Source organism: Vibrio crassostreae, from assembly GCF_041439375.1.
Taxonomy (GTDB): domain Bacteria; phylum Pseudomonadota; class Gammaproteobacteria; order Enterobacterales; family Vibrionaceae; genus Vibrio; species Vibrio crassostreae_D.
Genome location: NZ_JBGONY010000015.1, coordinates 78,685 through 99,531, shown reverse-complemented (window position 1 = coordinate 99,531; position 20,847 = coordinate 78,685). Strand labels below are relative to the sequence as shown.

Here is a 20,847-nt window from a genome sequence, read left to right as displayed (position 1 = left end):
GAAGGTACAAACAACCTGAGTGACAATATCTGATATCACCTTTGTCACTCGCGCTCGTTAAAATGTAGAAATCAAGAAGCCTCCAGCATTGGAGGCTTCTTTATATTCACAATGTGTAAAAGGACTAAGCTCGGATGGGAAGGTGCAGTGGATAAATGAATTTGCCCTCAAGGTTAGAGGTTTTTCGATAACTAAGATAACCCGCTAAATGCTAATTTAGAAATGACGCTAACAAGGTTTTGTCCAAAAACGAGTTGAACGAATCTGCTCTGCGACTGTGATCCGACTATCAGCTAACCCTGTTTAATGTCCGTCAATTTTAGAAAACCTTCATAATCACTGGCTCGAATCACTGAGTTGATTTTTCATATACGCCAGAAACGAAAAATGCCGCATCCATGCGACATTTTTCTTTTGGCGGCCAAACCAGTTTTGCTATATCCATTCTAGATTTCAATCCATTAGGAGATTATTCAGAATGTACATATAAGACGCTGTTAATCTTGATTAGTTCCCTTTACGCGGCATTTTTTTTCGATTTATTTTCTAAGTCGAATGACGCTGCGATGAGTTTCTTGGTGTAGTCGTTTTTCGGTGCATTGAAAATCTCTTCTGCAGACCCTTCTTCCATCACTTCACCTTTCTGCATCACCAATACACGATCCGATAAGGCTTTGACTACCGAAAGGTCGTGGCTGATGAATAGGAAGCCGATATTGTGCTTGGCTTGAATGTCTTTCAGTAGGTCAATCACGGTCAGTTGTACAGAGCGATCGAGTGCTGAAGTCGGTTCATCCAATAGAATGAAAGACGGCTCAAGAATCAACGCGCGAGCAATCGCAATACGTTGTCTTTGTCCGCCCGAGAACTCATGCGGATAGCGGTTAATTGAATTGGGTTCTAAACGAACTTCAATCAATGCTTTGCGAGCTCTTTCTAAACGATCTTGTTTAGAGAGGTGAGGTTGATGTACCGTTAAACCTTCAGTGATGATTTCCCCAACGGTCATGCGTGGTGATAAAGAACCATAAGGGTCTTGGAATACCATCTGAACATCTTTCTTGAGCTTGTGACGTTCTTTATCGGTTAACAAACTTACGTCTTGGCCTTTGTAAACAATACGTCCTGTACTTGGCAGTAAGCCGATCAGTGCGCGTCCCAGCGTTGATTTACCTGATCCAGATTCACCAACAATGCCTAACGTTTCACCTTGTTTTAGGGTCAATGAGATGCCTTTAACTGCTTCGAAGTACTGGTTCTTACTTTGGATAAAGTGAGATTTGATCAAGAACTTCACGCGAATATTTTCTGCACAAAGCAGTTCAGGTGCGGATGCCTCAACAGGAACCTTAGCGCCTTTCGGAATGGAGTTAATCAGCATGCGTGTGTAGTCGTGTCTTGGGTTTTCGAATAAGGCTTGAGTCACCCCTTCTTCAACCAGTCCACCTTTACACATCACCAGAACACGGTCGGCAAAGTGCTTCACTACACCGAGATCATGGGTGATGAACAAAATCGCCATGCCCATTTTGCCTTGAATCTCTTTGATAAGAGAAAGCACTTCCGCCTGAACCGTTACGTCCAATGCGGTTGTGGGTTCATCGGCAATCAGAATATCTGGTTCATTGATCAGCGCCATTGCGATCATGATGCGCTGTAACTGACCACCTGAAAACTCATGCGGGTACTTGGTGTAAGCCTGCTCTGGCATTGGTAAATGAACCAGATTGAAGAGCTCTAATACGCGCTGTTTTGCTTTTGATCTCGATACCTTACGGTGACACATAATGGCTTCTGCCACTTGAGTGCCGACACGCAGGTATGGATTCAAAGATGTCATTGGCTCCTGAAAGATCATGCCGATTCTATCGCCACGAATCGACTGCATTTCTCGCTCAGTTTTGCCAAGAATCGATTGACCTTCAAACTCGATATCTGATTGTTCATCGATAATCGCGTTATCAGGCAGCAAACGCATCAGCGCGTTGGAAGAGACGGATTTACCTGAACCTGATTCACCAACAATGGCTAAGGTTTCGCTTGAGTTAAGGGTAAAGTTAATCTTTTTGACCGCATCAATGATTCCATCATTGGTTTTGAAACTTACGGAGAGGTTATTAACTTTAAGAATGGCCCGGTCCGACATGATATATCCTTATCAATTTAAGACATTAGGTGAAGATTGAACTTCTGACGTTGTTTTTAGTTGCCCAAAATGGTGATGAGCACGTTGAATTTGTTCTAGTTCGAGCATCCAATGCGAACTGCGCTGAGCACTGCAAAAAGCGATCAGGTGATTGAGTAAATCTTCGCTCTGCTTTTCCAGTAACCCAAAGGTACGTTGAATCAGATCAGTGTTCTCAAGAGAGATAAATTGCATCAGCGCGTAAGATTGATTCAAGGTATCGAAGGCTTGTTGATGCTGACCTAAGCGGTTGAGTATCTCGGATTGAGCGACACTGGCGTCTCTCAACCCGGCAAGCAGGCATGCAAATTGGCAGGGTTTGATATCGCTTTGGTATGCGGCATCTTGGATGTGATGAGGAAGAGAGGTTAGAACATCACCATAGAGGCGCTGTGCTTCGGGCCAGTGACCTTGTTCCATTAACTGTTCAGCTTTTAGGTAGTGCATCCAACATCGTTCAATTTCCATATCCACATCCTCAATTTATAATATCTTAAAATGTTAATGATATTTATTATCAATTGCAAATTAAAATCATTCACATGTTAAGTTGGTGAATTAAATGACGGGCTATTCCTAAATATGGCTTAAATTGTGTGTTATTTGTTCGGTTGAACAGCTGTGTAGCGTAAGTCACTAAATTTGTAGGAAATTACATCTACACTGATTTTATCTACACCCAAGTAATGAAGGACTAAGGAGGCGGCGATGGCGATGCAAAGGCTCAATACAGAACAACTGTATCAGGTAGCGGAATTAGACAAGCTACCATGTAAGTCGACCAAAGAACTGGCTCCAATTGACGAAATCGTCGGACAGGAACGGGCACAAAAAGCCGTTGAGTTCGCGATGTCAATTAAGGAAAAGGGTTACAACATTTATGCGATAGGGCGAAATGGTCTGGGTAAACGCACCATGATCTTGCGCTATCTAAACCGTCACCCTCAAGAAGTGCAGGAGCTTTTTGATTGGTGTTATATCGCGAACTTCGAAGATATTCGTACACCTAAGGTACTGAAATTGCCTCGTGGCGTAGGCAGCAGCTTAAAGCAAGATATTGAAAAATTGATGCGTAAGTTGCTAAAAGGTATGCCTCTAGCGTTTGATAACGAGATGTACTTTAGCCGTGCTGACAGGCTTAAAAACCAATTAGCAGCTAAGCAACAAGCCGCGTTAGAAAGCATTAGCCAAGAAGCGAAAGATAAAGGTATCAACCTGACGATCACCACTCAGGGTGATTACCAGTTCGTGGCAATGAATGGTGATGAGCTCCATACCGAAGAGAGCTTCGATCTACTTTCGCCGGAAGAGCAAGATCAATTTGATAAAACCATTGATGGATTGGAAGTCGGACTGCGAACCATTTCTCGTGAATTGACTGAGCTTGAAGAGACGTACACAGAGAAAATTCAAAAGCTAAATGATGATACGGCGCGAGATGTGATTACTCACTTTATCAAGCAGTTGAAGCAGGATTACAGTCAATATCCAGAGATCAAGAAGTATCTCACGGCATTACGTAAGGATATTGTTGATAACGCCGATATTTTTCTAGAAGAGAGCACAGAGCAAGCCGAAGTTGCAACGGCCTCTTTGGATAAGAAAATGCCGCGTCGCTACAAGGTCAATGTGATTGTGAGCCAGAAAGAGGAAGCGATGCCGATCGTGGTAGAGGAGAATCCGAATTACCACTCTCTGTTTGGCCATGTGGAAACCGCGACCTTTAAAGGCACCGTATTTACTGACTTTTCATTGATTCGCGCAGGTAGCTTGCACAGAGCAAACGGCGGCGTACTGTTGATGGATGCGGTCAAGGTACTTGAGCAGCCGTACGTTTGGGAAGGCTTGAAGCGAGCGCTGCGTTCACGTCAATTGAGTTTCACTTCACTAGAGAAAGAGGTGACCTTAACGGGGGCGGTATCGCTTGATCCTAAGCCTATTCCATTGGACGTTAAGATCATTCTGTTTGGTGATTACCGAACTTACCAGCTTCTGCAACACTACGATGCGGAGTTTGGTGAACTGTTCCGTGTGACAGCCGATTTTGAAGATGAGATGAAGCGTACTCCCGACTCTGAAATGCATTACGCGCGTTTCATTTCGAGCATCGTGCATGACAACAATATGCTGCATTGTGACCGTAAAGCGATTGCTCGCATCATTGAGCACAGCTCTCGTCAGGCGGGTGACCAAGGCAAGCTTTCCCTGCACTCAGCACACATTGCTAACCTGCTTCGTGAGTCAAACTACGTGGCTAGAGGATCAAAATCGAACCTGATTCGTGCAACACACGTCGACCAAGCGCTATCGAACCAACAGATGCGTGTCGGACGACTGCAAGACAGCGTGATGGAAACCTTCACTAATGGTACAACGCTAATCCATGTGGATGGTGAAGCGGTTGGACAGGTCAATGCTCTGTCTGTGTTAAGTACAACTGACCATATGTTTGGCGCGCCGAACCGAATCACGGCTACCACGGCTTACGGTGACGGCGAAGTAATTGATATCGAAAGAAACGTCGACCTAGGTGGCAGTATTCACTCGAAAGGTGTGATGATCTTGTCGGCTTATCTTTCTTCTGTGTTTGGTAAGACAGCGAAAGTACCGCTTACCACTAACATCACCTTCGAGCAATCGTATGGTGGCGTCGATGGTGACAGTGCGAGTATGGCCGAGTTCTGTGCGGTGGTGTCGGCGTTTTCTAAGCAGCCAAACCGTCAAGATATCGCAATTACTGGCTCGATGAACCAGTTTGGTGAGTCTCAACCAATTGGTGGCGTGAACGAGAAGATCGAAGGCTTCTTTGATGTGTGTGAAATTAAAGGTCGTTCAAGTGAGCAAGGTGTGATCATCCCGCGTTCGAATGTTCATAACCTGATGCTGCGCAGCGACATCGTCAAAGCGGTTGAAAAGGGAGAGTTCAACATCTGGGCCATCGACCATGTAACAGAAGCGATTGAACTGTTCACAGGTAAAGCTGCTGGTGAGGCTAGTGATGAGGGGAGCTACCCAATCGATACTATCTTTGGTATCGCGCAAGCTAAACTGAACGCACTGCGTAAATAACCGTATAGCTAATTAGTTTAATGCTTAGATAAACAGTTAAACAAATAGCTAGAACACAAAAGCCATCGATTTTAGAGTCGATGGCTTTTTTATTTGTTGAGGTTTGGCTCGCTAGGAGCCATTTGTTTTTGGTCAGCTTACGGTATTCGGAGAAAGTCGCGTCTTAAAAGGCGTTAACCGTTTCGTAAGCAGAGCTTGGTGCCATCGAACTTCAACTTTGCCAATAAGTGTTTGGCGTTAGCTCGGCCAATATCATCAAATTCAACACCGTATCGAGCGTAGTGCGTCGATTTTTGCAGATTACAGATAATGCCTCGCAATGGCGGAATCAGCGGACCGTTGTAATTCTCAGGAGTTATCTCAATAGACACTCGATCGGCAATCTGAATCGCACGAGAGGTCGGTGAGGTCACAAAGCGACAGCCACTTTTCGATAAGTCTCTTATCTCGCAGTTTGCTCGTTGGTCGTTGAAGATGATTCTTGAAGCTAAATTCACTTCATAGCGTGTCTCTTTACGCAGCTGAGTCACTTGCATCGTGCTTGGTGTAGACAGCACAAGAATAGGGAAGGGTTCACCAATCTTGTGGTGAATTTGGCTTCTAAAGTGGATAAGCGCACCTTCACCTCGTAGAGAATAAGCCCGAGCGGTCATCCAAAAACCTTCTTGAAAGAAAAAGTTCAGATCTTCATTGGATACATCAGGAACCTCAACCACAATACAATTATCACTGTGCGTACCGATAAATTTGGTGGTGGCGAGAAACTTAGTGCCAACGGGAGTTGAGACATTTAATGTCAGTTCACTGCCGTGCTCAATCATCGCTAGCGCATCAGTGCTATTGATGGTGGAAACGGTGCGATTACGAGGGTCTTGAAGTGCCTGATTATGCTCCAAAGGCTTCTTCAGGGGTGCGTTCATTATAGGTTCTCCATGCGCCAACATGCGTCTGTTAGTTATATTGGTAGCTTGCTAACAAGGGGTTATTACGTGCTAGATTTAGTGGACGTACTCACATAGATTTATAGAGTGCCTTTATCATTGCTGATTTTATATTAAGCCGATTGCACTAAATTATTTACTGTGTTTGTAAGTACTTAGTTTTATTTATATGCACTTGCGTTAGTCTATTACAAGGAACTCATACTTCAAACTTTTATTGTTTGTCGTATCAATTATTTGCAGGAGTTGAGAATGCAGGCAGTAAAATGGGATCAAGAAGTGAACCAGATCACGGTTGAGCTAGAACCCGACCAGTTCGCAGTCGTTAAGTATAAAAAGGACGGAGATGTACTACATATCACCTCGACACGCATTCCTGATGAGCTGCAAGGCAAGGGCTTTGGTAAGGTGATGATGGAGTCGGTTTTGCCCGAAATTGAACAAGCGGGCTTCAAAATTGTGCCGGTTTGTAGCTATGTTGTTCACTATATGAATAGGCAGCCACAGTGGTCACATCTTCTATCCGACAAAGCATAACAACGAGTAATATGTCTCAATCAATATCGTCGAATAATCGAGCTCAACTTCAAACTAGCTCAGATAAAAATCAGTCGGAACTCTATCAAAAAATTGCCGTCTCACTTGGCTTTAACCAAGGGTTTGGTGTCCAAGTGATTCAAAGCCTGTGGGGCGGGTATGGCGAGTTAGTTCGCTTGGTCTTTTCTCAAGAAAACAGTGCTGAACTCAAGAGTGTGATTGTTAAACATGTCGCATTGCCAGATAAAGCCGAACACCCAAAGGGTTGGAACACCAAACTCTCTCACCAACGCAAGGTGCACTCTTATCAAGTTGAGACGGAATGGTATCAATCGTTCACTCAAGAATGGGATGAGCGTTGCCCCGTACCTGTTGGGCTGCAATGTGAGTTGCAAGAGAACGAATGGCTGATTGTGATGCAAGACTTAGCGGATATCGGTTTTCCGTTAACCTCTCAATTTGATGTGCTTGCTGTGTCTGACGATCTGGCAACCAAAGATACTCAGTCTGAACTGGCGTCTGCTTACACTCTAGAAGAGCAGAAACAACGCGATGCTTGCCTTAAATGGCTCGCTAACTTTCACGCAAAGCACATCAATGTAGATCAAGAACAATCAGCCTCATTGTGGCAAGTCGGTACATACTGGCATTTAGACACACGCCCTGATGAGCTGAACGCATTGTCCGATTTACAATTAAAGCACCAAGCACAGCACATCGACCGCATACTCCGAGAGTGTCCATATCCAACCTTAGTGCATGGTGATGCCAAGCTCGCCAACTTCTGCTTTGATCCTGAGAGTGAAAAAGTCGCTGCAGTCGATTTCCAGTACGTCGGTCACGGATGTGCGATGAAAGACGTGGCTCTGTTTATGAGCAGTGCTGTCAGGCCGCAAGATTGCGCTGAACTTGAGTCACATATGTTAGAGACATACTTCCGATACTTGGAAGAGGCATTGACGTACTATCAGCCACAGCTTTCGTTTGATGAAGTCGAAGCCGCTTGGCGACCAATGTTCTATGTGGCGTGGGCTGATTTTCAACGTTTTGTCAAAGGTTGGAGTCCAGAACACTGGAAGATCAATCCGTATACTGAGCAATTGACTCAAACGGTGATTGAGCAGCTAGAAAGCCCAGAATAAATTGCCTTATATCTGTAAACCACAAAAGAAAAAATCGCCCAATTTATGATTGGGCGATTTTGATTTTATCTAGCGTGTGTTTTTAATTCGTTAGGCTATCAGCTTCTGTCGTTCGTGTGTAAGCGAGCTTATTGGCAAGTTTGAGTTTGTTATTGAACCCCTCTTTATCAATATCCCCCATTACTCGCGCAGGCTTTATTTCACCGCTGGCGGGTGAGTAAAAGAAAATCGCTGGAGGGCCAAATACATTCTTATCATTGAGCCACGCCATTTGCTCTGGAGAGCTTTCTGTCACATCAAGTTTTATTGTCTTCCACTCTTTAAGTTTTTGGCTCACTTGTTGGTCGTTGAACACGTTGGTTTCAATCACTTTACAAGACACACACCAATCTGCGTAAAGGTCGACTAGCACCTTTTGGTCGCTGCTCGCTGCGGTTTGCAACTGTTGTTCTAGCTGAACAATAGAGTCTGTTTTTTCAAAGGGAGTGATCGCAATGGATTGGACTGAGTCCCTGTTTTCAAGTGGGTTCAGAGGGTCTGTATTACCTAAGAAAAATCCGACAAATAAAATTAAACCATAGCTCAATGGTAGCAAAGCAGAGAACTTACGAGTACGCGTCCAACCCGGTTGTGCGGCTTCTAAAGCACCGAAATGTACACCAGAACCGATGGCGAGCAGCGCCCATAAGATCATAATGACCGATGGAGCGACAAAGCGGCTTAATAGCACGATAGCAACAGCCAATAGCAGCACGCCAAACACTTGTTTAACTGAAACCATCCAAGCGCCACTTCTTAATAACAGACGCCCGCCACTTGCGCCGATAGCGATAAGCGGTATGCCCATACCAAGCGCCATAACGAACAGAGTCGCCCCACCAAACATCCAATCTTGAGTTGTTGAGACGTACAGCAACGCACCAGCCAATGGAGCACTGACACAAGGTGACACAACCAAGGCTGATATTGCGCCCATGGCAAAGACACTGGCGATCTTACCGCCTCCAAGCTTGTCTGAGCCGCTGTTGAGCTTTTGCTGGAGGGCGGCAGGCAGTTGGAGTTCATAGAATCCGAACATCGCCAATGCGAGCAGAACAAAAACCGCTGCAAAGCTACTTAACAACCAAGGCTGTTGCATCGCGGCTTGCAGGTTGACGCCTTTTGCCAAGGTGGTGACTAAGATCCCCGTCATGGCATAGCTGGTCGCCATACCCAGAACATAGGAACTGGAGAGTGCCGCACCTTTTTTGCCTGTCATCGCTTTTTCGCCACCGATGATACTGGCTAAGATTGGAATCATCGGCAGTACACATGGCGTCAGAGACAAGCCTAGGCCAAGCAAGAAGAACACAAGAAGCGCTTGTAACTTACCGGCTTGGGATAGGAACGAAGATAAGCCATTCGTATCCTCACTGATCTCACCTAAGGTTTGATATAGAGAGTTTGATGTCTCCTCAACTTGGGCTTCAGCTACGGTTTCGAGCATCGGCAAATCGAGCACTAACTTTTGCGGCAGATAACAAAGCCCTTTGTCTGCACAGCCCTGATAGCGGACAGTGAGCTTGCCACTTTCTGTGTAAGGCACGGTAACGGTAAGCGGTTCGTGAAATACGATGACGTTACCAAAGTTAGGATCCTCTTTCTGTTCACCTGGCAGCGAATAACTCGGTTCTAACGTAGATAATGACGACTCACCTTTGAACGAAAATCGAGATTGATACAGGTAGTAACCCTTGTGCGTATCAAAGCTGATTACCGCGCCTTGGTCTGTGGCTTCCCATGTGACGGGGAAGGCCTCTTCAACGGGAAGAAACTCGTTTTCTTGAGCATGTAACAATCCGCTAAACAATAGAATTAACGTAAGTAGGTAGCACTTCATGGATGAAGGAACTCCGTGTTTTGGTGAATGTGTAATTGATCGTCGATGTAGATAACAGCGCTATCTTCAGGTACTGATATGTTGGGATTCAATGTCAGTGAAGTACTGAGCACGCCTGCTTCTAATGTGGACGACGAGATAGCGGTAACAGAAAGGATCTTCTGCTCGACATCTTGCTTTGACAGAATATGAGAGGTGGTCTTGTCACCAAATTGCACCTGGCGTTCACTGTGAGCTGAGGTCGTGAGCGCTGCGTTCGTTAACGGAACTGCGAAAAATGGGGTCTTGTTGTCTCTTGGATCTAAGACAGCAATGTTAAATGCCGAGCCATCCGGTTTGGTTCCTAGCGCATAGATGTCACCGCCAAAATTCACTAACATCGACGTCGCGCCGAGTTGTTTTCCGATCGCTACGGCTTGGTCAACGGCGTACTCTTTGATGACGCCGCCAAAGTCGAAGCGAGTGCGTGAATCAGGGACGTGTAGCCTTGTCTTTTGTAGATCGAGGGTCCCTTGTAGATCGACGGCCCCTTTTAGATCCATTGTCCCTTTCAGCTCCCACGCTTGCTTACCCAAAGCAGAAGACAGGGCTTGGAAAGCATGACTGTGCAACATCTTCGGCTTTTGTTTTAAAAGATGTTTGATGCTGCCGACCGTAGTATCAAAGGTATCGAACGTGAGTTGACTTAATCGGTCGAGGTGTTGGAAAACCTCGGCAGATTCAGAATCGAGTTCGACATCACATGATGCTCGCTGATTAATGCGCTGTGTTAGCCACGAGTCGTCGCAGTAGAAGTTATATTTGTCTTCCAATCGGCGTGTGTTTTGCTCTATCTCAGTCGCTATTGCTGTTGCGCTTGCCTCTGGAAAGTTAGCCAAATCCATCGACAAAATTTGCACTTCACACGGCACTGTCATCGCATGAAAGCGGTGCACAAAGGGTAGATTAGAACTCATAGGTTGCTCCAACCGCCCACCATTGCGCTTCAAAACCGTTGCTCTGTTCGTAATATGCAGCAAGCGCATTTAAGCGTAATTTCTTATGCACCTTGATACTCGCACCTAGCTCATAGGCATTGGCGGTGAAGTTACCTAAGCGCAGATCTGAAGTTGCGTATCCGGATGATGCAAATGAAGGATCCGCATTACTTGGGTCGCGATAGAAATCGGCCGCATCTTGCGTGTACCAGAAATAACCCGGTGCTAACGTTAACCATTCACTCACTCGCCAAGATAATTTACCGCCTAACTGGTGAGACATTACGCCCCAATCATCCATAAACCATTTGTATCTTGGTCGGATTTTTAGATTGTCGGATAATGAGTAAAAGGCTTGGATATTGATACCGCCAGAGAGTCGCGTATCCGGTCGAGAATCTTGCCCCAAGAACACTTCATCATCATCGATTTTACCGTCGTCATTGATATCGACTTCACGCAGAACCGTTAAATAGTGATTGCTCAAATAGCCACTGCGGTAACCAGTGTAAGCAGTAAAAATGCTGTATAGATTGGGCGTGAAGGTTTGTGATAAACCAGCTTCTAAACTACCAGTAAAAATATCTTCCCAACTCTGGCTGTTTGATGAAGCCAATGAGTATTTGCCGAACGCTTGAGTCTGATCGAAAAGGGCAGAGCCACCTAGACTGTAAGAGCGGTTTTTAGTGCTGTCGGCATAGACCAAACCTTTGGCGTTAATGCCAAGGCTTTCATAATCTTTTTCTTGAGAGGCGTTGCCACCTAAGGTCCATTCGTTACGTAAGGTATCGCGATAGGTCGCGCTTAAGCTGATGGACTTTCTGGTGTCTTCAAGCCCTACTTTTTGGATTTCATAGCCACTGCGGTGAGGATCATAGCCTGCACGAATAACCTCGTCGGTTTTATTTTGTGCTTGTTGAGTTTTCAGGGCGCGGTTTACCTGATCGGCATTGGAAGCAGGAGGTGTTGTAGGCCCCCATGCTGGAGAGGCGCCTGAAACACTATCGTAGCTTATCTCTGCGTTGAGTGTCCAATCTAAGCCGATACTTTTCTCAATCGAAACCATGGTGTCATTGGCTGATACTCTGTCATCGTATTCCTCATAGCTAAGGTAATGAACAGAGATATGATCTTCAGCTAATGCCACGTTAGCCACTGCCGCTGCACTCAGCAGCGTAATTGGTAATTTTTTCATTTTTTTCTTATTTTGTTTTTTTAAATACTGATTTGTTCGTTGATGGATCGGTTAGTTACAACCACAGCCACCGCCACCAACACCACTGCCGCCGACGGAACCTTGTTTGTAAGCGAACACCTTTTCAGAAAAGACGTCGAATTCAGGCACCGTGCCACCGGGTTTCATCTCTTTTTGAGCCAATGTGCCTTTTTCCCAAGGCTTTACGGGTTCAATACCAAGGAACTCATCAACGAAAGCCAAAGCAGAAGGTTTGTTACTCTCTTCTGGTGCTTTCTGTTCGATAACCAGTTGCTTTGCCTTGGGTTTAACCATTTCAATGTTTCGTCTGGTTGCACGTTTTGCTTCTTGGTTTGAATAATCACCGCCACTTGAATAAACGGTGCTGGAGATGATCTCCTCTTCAACGAGAGGACCTTCGTTTTTGTCAGTGGCTTGCTGCTCAACGGGCTTTTTGCCCAGACCACTGAGGTCGAGTTCTAGCGTGGCATTAGCCGTCATTGGAATAGCGAGTAGCCCAACAAGGGTGACTTTGATTAGCATTAAAGTTGCACTCCCATCTTGGTGAGGTCATCAGTAATCACGTCACTAATGTGGTTAATGGCACCAAAACGAATCTTGATAACCTTGCCTTGGTAGATGTAGTAAAGCGCAGGCATGCCGATAGGTTTAAACTCTGCGATCAACGCTTGTTCAGGGTCGTTAACAACAGGGAACTCCAGTCCGAGTTGTTTTTGAAACTCCAAGCCAACCTCAACATCTTCATCCACATCAACGCCTTTAAACGTGACGCCTGTGCCTTTGAGTTCGGTGTAGAGCTGATTGACTTCTGGTAGCTCTTCGCGGCAAGACACGCACCACTCTGCAAAGAAGTCGACAATGGTCAGTTCATCCTTGTTGAGTTGAAGTTTTTCGATGACGTCTGGCGACAACGAATCCCCTTCTTGATAAGCCAATGCAGGTAAAGAAAGGCACAGCGCCAATAGCGCTAGGGCTCGTGTAAACATGTTTTTCTCCATATTGTTTTTAACTTGTTTGTTTTTAATTCAATGCTTAAATTCAGGTGTTTCGAATCAAACGCTTTGTTTGGATTAGCGAGTGAGTTTGATGGTTGCCGAGTATTCAACCGCTAAAATATCGGAAAAGTACTCGTTGAGTTGAGCCGTGCTGGTGGCACTAAACACGCGTTGTGGATCCCCGGCACAGTTCTCGAATTGAGCGATTCGAGAAGGGTTGACGCCATAGCCGATGAAATTCATTTCGATGCCATATTGATTGATTGCGGTAGTACAGAACCCGGCGTTAACCAGTTGGGTAAACGCGTCTCCACTGTCATCACCGTCGGTAAAAAGCACCAATTTTCTTCTGGTTTCGGGTACTGTGCTGGCGTTCAATCCCCACGCTTTTTGCCAGCGTGGGATAAGCTGTCTCACTCCCCATACCAAACCGTGATAAGAGCGAGTGCCGCCATTTGCTGTTAGGTTGTTTATCGAGTTTTGGACGCGGGAAAATACGCTGGTCAATGGCAGCATTGGTGAGTCTTGATTGCAGTCGCTTAACCATTGACTTGGCGGTGTAAATTTCACTGGTCGCTCTGAGTGAAGCGTCGCGAGGTTATCGACGGTCAGTGCCGCAGAGAAATTGCCATTGCGATAGCTAAGCCCATCAATACAGTAAATTCCTGCCGCTTCTTTGGATAACCAAGGTGGGCGCTGCGCTGCGACTCCAGAGTCGAAGGGAACGATTGAAATGCTTACAGAATCTAAATCGTTAGCGTTATTGCTCTGAGATTGAATCGTATTCAATGCATTGGATAAAATGGATTTCAACGACTGGATGTTTGAACCCATCGATCCAGACACATCAAGTACTAAAACCAACTCCGTTGGAATCGAAGATTGCTTGCTTTCAACCACACTTTTATAACCACCACCCGTCGCCGTTACCTTGGTTGCATAGCTCTCATATTGGAAGTTGGGCAGTAAGGGTGACAATGAATAACCTAGGCTAATACGGCATTCTGAGCCTATGATTTCTGGTTCTAAGCCACTCACACCTTTTAGGGTTGGCTGATAGTACTCTTGGTAAGCCCGCATCATTGGGAGTGTGGCTGTATCAGCAAAGGCACAAGCTAATGCGGCAGAATCGGCGGCTTGCGCTGCTCGGTTTGAAACCATTACTTGAGCCGAGATCATCAGGGTGCCAACGGCAATGAAAAGCGCTGGAAACAGTAACGCCAACAATGAAATGGTCATGGAGCCTTGCTGTTTTTTAAGCGCAATGCTGCCGAATATTGGTTTAACCATAATGCTTTCCTATCACGGCTGATGAACTTGAGAGTGTTTTAGGAAGATTGAGTCGCTTGTAGTCAAACGGTGTATTCACACATAAAGTGAGTTGAACCAAGGTGGATGGTCTTCCAACTAACGCAGGGTCGCCGCTACCCTCAACGATAAGTGTCTCTAGTTGATCGATGGGTGTGTACTTTTGACAGATGATCCCGGCATGGATGTGCTTGTATTCCCAGTTCGAAGCAGTGGTATCAAATACACGGCTTTCAAGTACCAACCCAATATCGCTGCGCTTGATGTCTTGCGGAAGATAACGTTCGGCGAGATCGAGAAGCTGATCCTTTAACGTATTAGGTAATCCGTTTGGGCCTTGCTCTGGTTTCAGTTGCGTTAGTGAAACGGCGTTGACTAGGTTATATGTTACGTTGTCGAGCTGAGTCTGTAGGTTGAATAAGCGGTAGGTAGCAACAAGCCCCCACAAAATGATCATGAGTGCGAGTACAACGAAGGGGAATTCAATCGCTGCTGAACCCGCTTGTTTTTTTCGAGGTGTTTTATTTGTTGTCATAACTAACCAGTACCTTTCTTTTCAAGGTTGTCATGTTGCCGATAGACTCAGAAAACTGAGTTGATAGATTAGGTAATAAGGCAAATGAAAATGAGTAAGACACCTTGTACTCGCCTAACACTGCTCTGCTTTTGGATACCGGTTTCTCATTAACTAAATCTGAGAAGTTTTCGGCGTATAGCGGCGATGGATCCAAGACGAGCTTGCTCTTATCTATCAGTGGGAACTTTGCGATAGTCTCGGCAAAAGCTTGGTCTGAAATAGGACTAATCGGCCGTGTCTTGGCCTCACGAACACCCGCATTAACGGCTACATCAAGGATGATGTTGACCAACAGCAGGCGGCAGATCTCAAAGAACCCGATGATCAGTATCAGGAACGGTACCACCAACATTGCAAACTCGACGGTCTGTGCACCTTTTTGACGTGAGAGCATCACTGTTCTCCTTGCTCAGTTTTAGCAGCAAGCTCTTGGTAATACAGACTATTGTTGGCGAGCTCAGGTTGAGATAGATTTGCACGAGCGATACTTTTCGCGGACGCACTGTCTCCAGAAAGCGCATAAGCCAGTGCTAGATTGAGTTGCAGTTTTACGCTCGCTTCACCTCGGACAAAGATCGGGTGCAGAATTCGAATCCCTTGCTCTGGTTTACCATCGAGTATCCAAGCCATGGCTAAGTTGTTGCGATACTCATTACTGGATGGCATCAAGCTGAGGGCATGAGAGTAAGATTCACGCGCTTTTGAATACTGCTTATTGAGCGAGTAACTTACGCCTAAACTGTTGTGGGCGACATCATCAGTTGTAACTAATCTGACAGATTCTTCGAGTGCTGATGTGGCTTGTTCAAGCTCACCAAGCGCCAACCACGCGCGGCCAAGTTCTCTGTAAATCGCGCTCGATTGATTAAGCTCGATACCGTGCTTTAGATAATGCAGTGCCTCATCATAACGACTGGCTTGATTCGCAGCGGACCCCATTAGCAATAGTAACTGTGGGTCATCAGGCTTCGATATCAGCATCTTTCGGTACAGATCCATGGCACTTTCTGGTTTGCCATTCATAAGTGCAACCTCGGCGACTTTCATATCTTCAGAGGTCTCTTTTTCAACGTTATTCGTTGACTGACAGCCAACCAAAATCAGCGCTAAACCCAACAGAATAATCTTGTTCATAAGCCCCCCAGAGTTTGTTTAAGGGATAACATGATTGGCACGACAATAATGCCCACGACAGGTAGCATGATGAAGACCACTAAAGGGAATGACATCTTGGCTGGTATTTTTCCTACCCACTCTTCAAGCTCTAAGAAGTGATATTGGCGGCTATCAGAGGCAATCAGCTTTAACGCTTCAGCGAGAGGCGTACCGTATTGAAGCGCTTGATTCATGGTGGTCACAATATTGTTGATGTCAGGAAGCTGGACTCGTTTGTCTAGGTTTGAAAGTGCCGTTTGTGGTGAATCAAGAACCGATATCTCAGTCGCAGTGAGTAGCCATTCTCGTGACAACGCTGGAGAGATCGCACGCATCTCTTCACCGACACAGCGAAATACCGCTTCGAGTGTTAGACCTGATGCGACACATACCACCATCAGATCGACTGCATCAGGAATAACGCGACTAATTTGCATTCGGACTTGGTTCACACGCCAATCTAGAATGCGGTCGAACAGGATGCCAACCACAATGGCGATTGCGATACATTCGGCCACAGAGTTCATGTTGAGTACTTGGATTCGAGTGACATACCAAGCAATAGATCCCGTCACCATCGTCAGTAGTCTTAAGCCAAGAAAATAGATCTCTGCATTAGGACTCAACCAGCCAATGAGGATTAACTTCTGGCGTCGTGGTTTTGCACCTTGGAAGCGCCATTTACTTGAAGCGGTGGTGTACTTAGAGGAGTAGCTCGATACGCGAGTCAGTCGTTCAGCGACAACATCTCGTTTGAAAGAAGACAAGTGTGCGACAACTGTCAGTAGTAATGCACATCCCAACAGAAGCAAGGCAACATACATCATGATGAGAACCTTTTGTTACGAGTCAGAGCGTTCAAAATGAGTGTGCCTGAGCTAATACTAATGACGGCGTAGGTCAGTACACGCTGTCCCGATTCTGTGTTGAACAATTGGATTATCATGGTGGGTTCCATCAAATAGATACCACCCAATAACCCCAAGGGTAAGATAGAGAGAAAGAGGGCTGTCATACGAGGCTCCGAGGTTAAGCTCTTGACCTTTTTTCTCATCGCTCGGTTGTCATGCATGGTTCTGCTTAAGCTTTGAAGAATGTCGCGCAGTTGGCCACCATTGGATTGATTCAGGATTAACGCGACCGAGAAGTAGCGGAAACTGCTGTAAGGAAGACGAATGCACGCATCATCGAGACTCTGACGAAGACTAAGGCCAAGCGCGAGATTATCGCGAAGGTAAGAGAACTCTCGTCCTAGCAAACCAGGTTGCGTTTGTGCCACTTGATCAATCGCTTGTGGGATGGATAACCCTGCTGATACCGCTCTAGAAATTAATCCAAGGACGTTGATGATGTCTTTTTCAAACTCTTCTACTTGTCTCTTTCTGCGATAAAACACAATGGCGCAGGTACATATGAGCCACAGCCCAACCGCTGCAAGTAATCGAAGGTGTACTGGAAGCTCTGGCACTAACAGGTAACCAGCAACTGGCAAACCAACAACCATTGAGGCGATAAAATACTTATCCCAAGCAGGTAGCAAAGCATTTATTCGCAGGAAAAACGCATGCAGTTTGTTGGTGCGCTGGTGGCTCGACTTTTTGATAGAAACGTCTGCAGGGCTTGCTTTGTATGAACCAGATACCAAGGACAGTCGCTTATTAACAATGGCTTGTTTTGAGTTGAGCTTTATTAGCCAAACCGTAGCCAGCAGCGCAGAAATAGTAAGAACAAAAATCATCCGGCTTCAAGCTCCATTGCCACCCTTAGTTGAGCGTCTAACTGGTGATATTTCGCTTTTTCGTTGAAGCTTGGTACGCACTTGGCACTCTTATATTCACCAATTAGGTTGCCTTGCTGGTCTTCCGATAACGTTTTAAAGGCGAACAGTTCCTGAGTGACGTATTGCTCGCCCTCTAACCCTTGCACTTCGGTTATTGAAACAATGCGTCGCTTACCATCGCGCATTCGTTCTACTTGGATAACCACATCAATGGTGTCTGCGATTTGGCGACGCAGTGAAAATAGAGGCAGTGTCGCCTGGCTCATCATTAGCATGTTCTCCATTCGCACCAGTGCGTCCGTTGCAGAGTTGGCGTGAAGTGTACACAGCGAACCATCGTGGCCTGTGTTCATCGCTTGCATCATTTCAAAGGCTTCATCGCCACGAACTTCGCCTAAAATGATGCGATCTGGTCGCATACGTAGAGCATTTCTCACCAACTCTCGCTGGGTAATTGGCGTTAAGCCCTCGGCATTGGCTGGGCGAGTTTCAGCGCGCACAACATGAGGTTGCTGTAGACGCAGTTCTGCGGTGTCTTCAATGGTAATGATGCGTTCTTGAGGTGAAATGCTAAAAGACATCGCATTGAGCAGTGTGGTTTTACCTGCACCAGTGCCTCCCGCAACAAGCACATTAAGGCGTGAGCGAACAATAATATCGATAAGCTTAACCATCGATTTCGACATTGCGCCAAACTGAGCCAATTGGCTGAGTGTTAGCTTATTCTCATTGAATTTCCGGATGGAAATGTAGGTTCCATCCAGCGCTAGCGGTGGGATCATCACATTGACACGGCTACCATCATCCAATCGAGCATCGACTAATGGATTCGATTCATCGATTCTTCGTCCAACCTTGCTGACGATGCGTCGCGCTAGGTTGAGAAGTTGTTCTTCATTACGAAATTGAACTGCCGTTTTTTGCAATTTCCCTGAGCGTTCTACGTAGACTTCACGGTACCCATTGACCATGATGTCGGTAATGCCTTGGTCTTCAATTAAGGGCTGCAGTGGGCCTAATCCTAGAAACTCATTGAGCAATTGTTCCACCGAATGAGCGACATCTTTGTGACCAAGTGGTAACTGCTTAGAGACCACGATATCTGACACCATTTCGGCAATTCTAGCTTCAAGATTGGGTGCGCTTAAGCTCACTACAACCGATGGGTCGATCGCCTTGATGACCTCTTCATGAATCACATGATAATGCTCACGAACTGAGGGTGTTGATGCGAGGGCTTCATGAGACCGAGCTCTATTCGTTACAATCGGATTTATGGCTTGTGTGTTCTGACCAAACATTATGCGCCTCGCTTCCAAAAACGGCGGCTGCCTTGTTGCGGCTCACCAGTGACTAGTTCAAGTAGAGAGTTAAACGCGAGCTTCACTTTCCTATTGCCTTTATGGGCAGGCTGACCAAGCGATGACTTGCTCAAGAAATGGTTTGGCAAAAATGGAATCATGACGTCTACAGATGTACCAAGTGATTTCTTAACATCATGGGCTGAAATAAGGGATGCGGAATCGGACTTACAATGGTTCAACACCACAATGGTTTGTGAAGCCGCTTGGTTTTGAAGTCGTTTGATTATCTGACCGGCATTGCGAATGGAGCTGAGTGTAGGTTCAACCACAATGATTCGAATATCGGCACTTTTAAGCGCTTCAAAGCCAACCTGGTCACGCAATGAATAGGTCGGAATGTCGATCAGTAAGTAGTCTGAACTTTGCAGGCAGAACTTTGTAAACTGATCGAATACACTCTTTTGTGGCCAAAATGGTGTGGTGTCTAAAGGTAGATAACCGGTAAAGAGCGTGTGCTCGGGTGACACACTGATCCCACTGCGCTCAAACACGAGAGGTTCTAATCTTTCTGGGTATTGTAAAAGCTCTACCAACGCCGTGTTGCCTTCGACATTGAGTAGCAAATCTAAATCACCCATCGAAAAATCGAGGTCCATACAAGTTACTCGTTTATCGAGTTCGGCAAGCTGCTGCGATAACGTCGCTATAATGGTGCTGCTTCCTGAGCCACCTTTTGCACTGACAATGGAAACGATTTTTTCATTTCGTTTTTCGTTGTTGAGTTGCAAAGCAGCAAAGGAGACGTGTTCAAGATCTTGTGGTGTCACAGGGTTGACTAAATAGTCACTGGCACCGGATGCGAGCATTCCACGGTAAGCAAAAATTTCGGTTGAATGACCAATCGCGATAACTTGGCACCCAGTACGTTGTATTAAACGTTGCACAACCTGTTTCGACTCTGGCAATTCGCTATTCAATACATCGAGGAAGATGGTTTTAACGTCATTCTTAAGTACCTCTCTCACCACGTCATCTTCTTGATTCGAAGAGGTTGTGATGTTGTTGATACCGAAATCATTCAGTGTGTATGTGAGCGTTAATGTATCGAGTTGCTCCGATGCCGCGATCAGTACCGTTAAGTTGTGTACTTGATTCATTGTGAACCTCCTAGCGTGGTATTCGAAGAGCCAGAGTTTGTCTGTTGGTTTTGTGCTGGTGGCGCAAAGTAGTTATCGATGCTAGACACCGCTTTTTGTCCTTGTGCACTGTCGATGGGCTGACCAACAATCAGGTCTTTTGGATTTGCGACCATTTGCGCCAGTGCATTGGCATTCGCACAGCCAAAATTGCGCTGAGTACGATAAGCGTTGAGTGTGGTTCTTGGTGTTTTACCCGCGTCACATGCCGTTACTTTGGCACGATAAGATTCAACAAAAATCGTGATGTCGCCTTTACCTTGCGCCGCAGTGTCTGACACTGAAATTTGCGAAGGGTAGAGGCCTGACTCGATCAGACGAAGCCTAACTTTTTCACTTTGGCTTTCTCCTTTCTGAGTCGTATTTTCAATCTTGACCATTAAGTTGGATAGCGTGCCTCGGCGAGCAATAAAGTCAGAGATATCAGCTTTCTCTTGAGCCGATAACGTTTTACCCGACAGTGTTAAAGTCAGCTTGTTTGTCACGGACACCACATCCACAGAAGGTTGTTGGGTTGTAGGCGTTGGCGCGCAACCCGCAAGCGCAAAGAGAGCGGGCAGTAATAAGGATAATTTGTTCATGATGT

Annotated in this window: 20 protein-coding genes; 3 read left to right on the top strand and 17 right to left on the bottom strand. The window is 45.9% G+C overall.

Annotation, left to right across the window (positions count from 1 at the left end):
• Positions 1-517: 517 nt before the first annotated feature.
• On the bottom strand, positions 518-2,146 hold the full coding sequence (locus ACED45_RS09065; protein WP_371713822.1) for an ABC transporter ATP-binding protein: 1,629 nt from the start codon (positions 2,144-2,146) through the stop codon (positions 518-520).
• Positions 2,147-2,158: 12 nt separating this feature from the next.
• Complete coding sequence (locus ACED45_RS09060) at positions 2,159-2,653, bottom strand: hypothetical protein (RefSeq protein WP_146490225.1); 495 nt, start codon at positions 2,651-2,653, stop codon at positions 2,159-2,161.
• Positions 2,654-2,893: 240 nt separating this feature from the next.
• Between ACED45_RS09060 and ACED45_RS09055 the strand changes: the two genes are divergently transcribed.
• A complete protein-coding gene (locus tag ACED45_RS09055) occupies positions 2,894-5,254 on the top strand; it encodes a Lon protease family protein (protein WP_371713821.1) in 2,361 nt (786 codons plus the stop codon).
• A gap of 173 nt (positions 5,255-5,427) precedes the next feature.
• Here the strand turns inward: ACED45_RS09055 and ACED45_RS09050 are convergent, their stop codons facing one another.
• Positions 5,428-6,174 carry a flagellar brake protein gene (locus ACED45_RS09050; RefSeq protein WP_146490227.1) on the bottom strand — a complete coding sequence of 249 codons (747 nt, stop codon included), beginning with the start codon at positions 6,172-6,174 and terminating at the stop codon, positions 5,428-5,430.
• 273 nt (positions 6,175-6,447) lie between these two features.
• On the opposite strand from ACED45_RS09050, the gene ACED45_RS09045 reads away from it, so the two are divergent.
• Complete coding sequence (locus ACED45_RS09045) at positions 6,448-6,732, top strand: GNAT family N-acetyltransferase (RefSeq protein ID WP_146490228.1); 285 nt, start codon at positions 6,448-6,450, stop codon at positions 6,730-6,732.
• 11 nt (positions 6,733-6,743) lie between these two features.
• On the top strand, positions 6,744-7,874 hold the full coding sequence (locus tag ACED45_RS09040; protein ID WP_371713820.1) for a phosphotransferase: 1,131 nt from the start codon (positions 6,744-6,746) through the stop codon (positions 7,872-7,874).
• Positions 7,875-7,956: 82 nt separating this feature from the next.
• Here the strand turns inward: ACED45_RS09040 and dsbD are convergent, their stop codons facing one another.
• From dsbD to ACED45_RS08970, 14 genes are all read right to left on the bottom strand, one after another.
• Positions 7,957-9,753, bottom strand: coding sequence for a protein-disulfide reductase DsbD (gene dsbD / locus ACED45_RS09035; protein WP_371713819.1), 1,797 nt, complete (start codon positions 9,751-9,753; stop codon positions 7,957-7,959).
• Positions 9,750-10,709, bottom strand: coding sequence for an FAD:protein FMN transferase (locus ACED45_RS09030; protein ID WP_371713818.1), 960 nt, complete (start codon positions 10,707-10,709; stop codon positions 9,750-9,752). The genes dsbD and ACED45_RS09030 overlap by 4 nt, the downstream gene beginning before the upstream one ends.
• On the bottom strand, positions 10,699-11,925 hold the full coding sequence (locus ACED45_RS09025; RefSeq protein WP_371713817.1) for a DUF3570 domain-containing protein: 1,227 nt from the start codon (positions 11,923-11,925) through the stop codon (positions 10,699-10,701). The genes ACED45_RS09030 and ACED45_RS09025 overlap by 11 nt, the downstream gene beginning before the upstream one ends.
• A 51-nt stretch (positions 11,926-11,976) precedes the next feature.
• Complete coding sequence (locus ACED45_RS09020; RefSeq protein WP_004732808.1) at positions 11,977-12,468, bottom strand: DUF4266 domain-containing protein; 492 nt, start codon at positions 12,466-12,468, stop codon at positions 11,977-11,979.
• A complete protein-coding gene (locus tag ACED45_RS09015; RefSeq protein WP_004732809.1) occupies positions 12,468-12,932 on the bottom strand; it encodes a TlpA family protein disulfide reductase in 465 nt (154 codons plus the stop codon). Before ACED45_RS09015 ends, ACED45_RS09020 begins: the two co-directional genes overlap by 1 nt.
• A gap of 84 nt (positions 12,933-13,016) precedes the next feature.
• A complete protein-coding gene (locus ACED45_RS09010; protein ID WP_371713816.1) occupies positions 13,017-14,231 on the bottom strand; it encodes a VWA domain-containing protein in 1,215 nt (404 codons plus the stop codon).
• Positions 14,224-14,784 (bottom strand): tight adherence pilus pseudopilin TadF, encoded by a 561-nt coding sequence (tadF, locus tag ACED45_RS09005; RefSeq protein WP_054541441.1) that lies wholly within the window; start codon positions 14,782-14,784, stop codon positions 14,224-14,226. Before tadF ends, ACED45_RS09010 begins: the two co-directional genes overlap by 8 nt.
• Positions 14,771-15,220, bottom strand: coding sequence for a TadE/TadG family type IV pilus assembly protein (locus ACED45_RS09000; protein WP_004732812.1), 450 nt, complete (start codon positions 15,218-15,220; stop codon positions 14,771-14,773). The genes tadF and ACED45_RS09000 overlap by 14 nt, the downstream gene beginning before the upstream one ends.
• A complete protein-coding gene (locus tag ACED45_RS08995; protein WP_371713815.1) occupies positions 15,220-15,960 on the bottom strand; it encodes a tetratricopeptide repeat protein in 741 nt (246 codons plus the stop codon). Before ACED45_RS08995 ends, ACED45_RS09000 begins: the two co-directional genes overlap by 1 nt.
• On the bottom strand, positions 15,957-16,808 hold the full coding sequence (locus ACED45_RS08990) for a type II secretion system F family protein (RefSeq protein ID WP_017076994.1): 852 nt from the start codon (positions 16,806-16,808) through the stop codon (positions 15,957-15,959). The genes ACED45_RS08995 and ACED45_RS08990 overlap by 4 nt, the downstream gene beginning before the upstream one ends.
• Positions 16,805-17,719, bottom strand: a complete 915-nt coding sequence (locus ACED45_RS08985; RefSeq protein ID WP_371713814.1) for a type II secretion system F family protein — start codon at positions 17,717-17,719, stop codon at positions 16,805-16,807. The genes ACED45_RS08990 and ACED45_RS08985 overlap by 4 nt, the downstream gene beginning before the upstream one ends.
• A complete protein-coding gene (locus ACED45_RS08980; RefSeq protein ID WP_371713813.1) occupies positions 17,716-19,062 on the bottom strand; it encodes a CpaF family protein in 1,347 nt (448 codons plus the stop codon). Before ACED45_RS08980 ends, ACED45_RS08985 begins: the two co-directional genes overlap by 4 nt.
• Positions 19,062-20,222, bottom strand: a complete 1,161-nt coding sequence (locus ACED45_RS08975; protein ID WP_371713812.1) for an AAA family ATPase — start codon at positions 20,220-20,222, stop codon at positions 19,062-19,064. The genes ACED45_RS08980 and ACED45_RS08975 overlap by 1 nt, the downstream gene beginning before the upstream one ends.
• Positions 20,219-20,842 (bottom strand): CpaD family pilus assembly lipoprotein, encoded by a 624-nt coding sequence (locus ACED45_RS08970; RefSeq protein WP_017092306.1) that lies wholly within the window; start codon positions 20,840-20,842, stop codon positions 20,219-20,221. Before ACED45_RS08970 ends, ACED45_RS08975 begins: the two co-directional genes overlap by 4 nt.
• Positions 20,843-20,847: the final 5 nt, after the last annotated feature.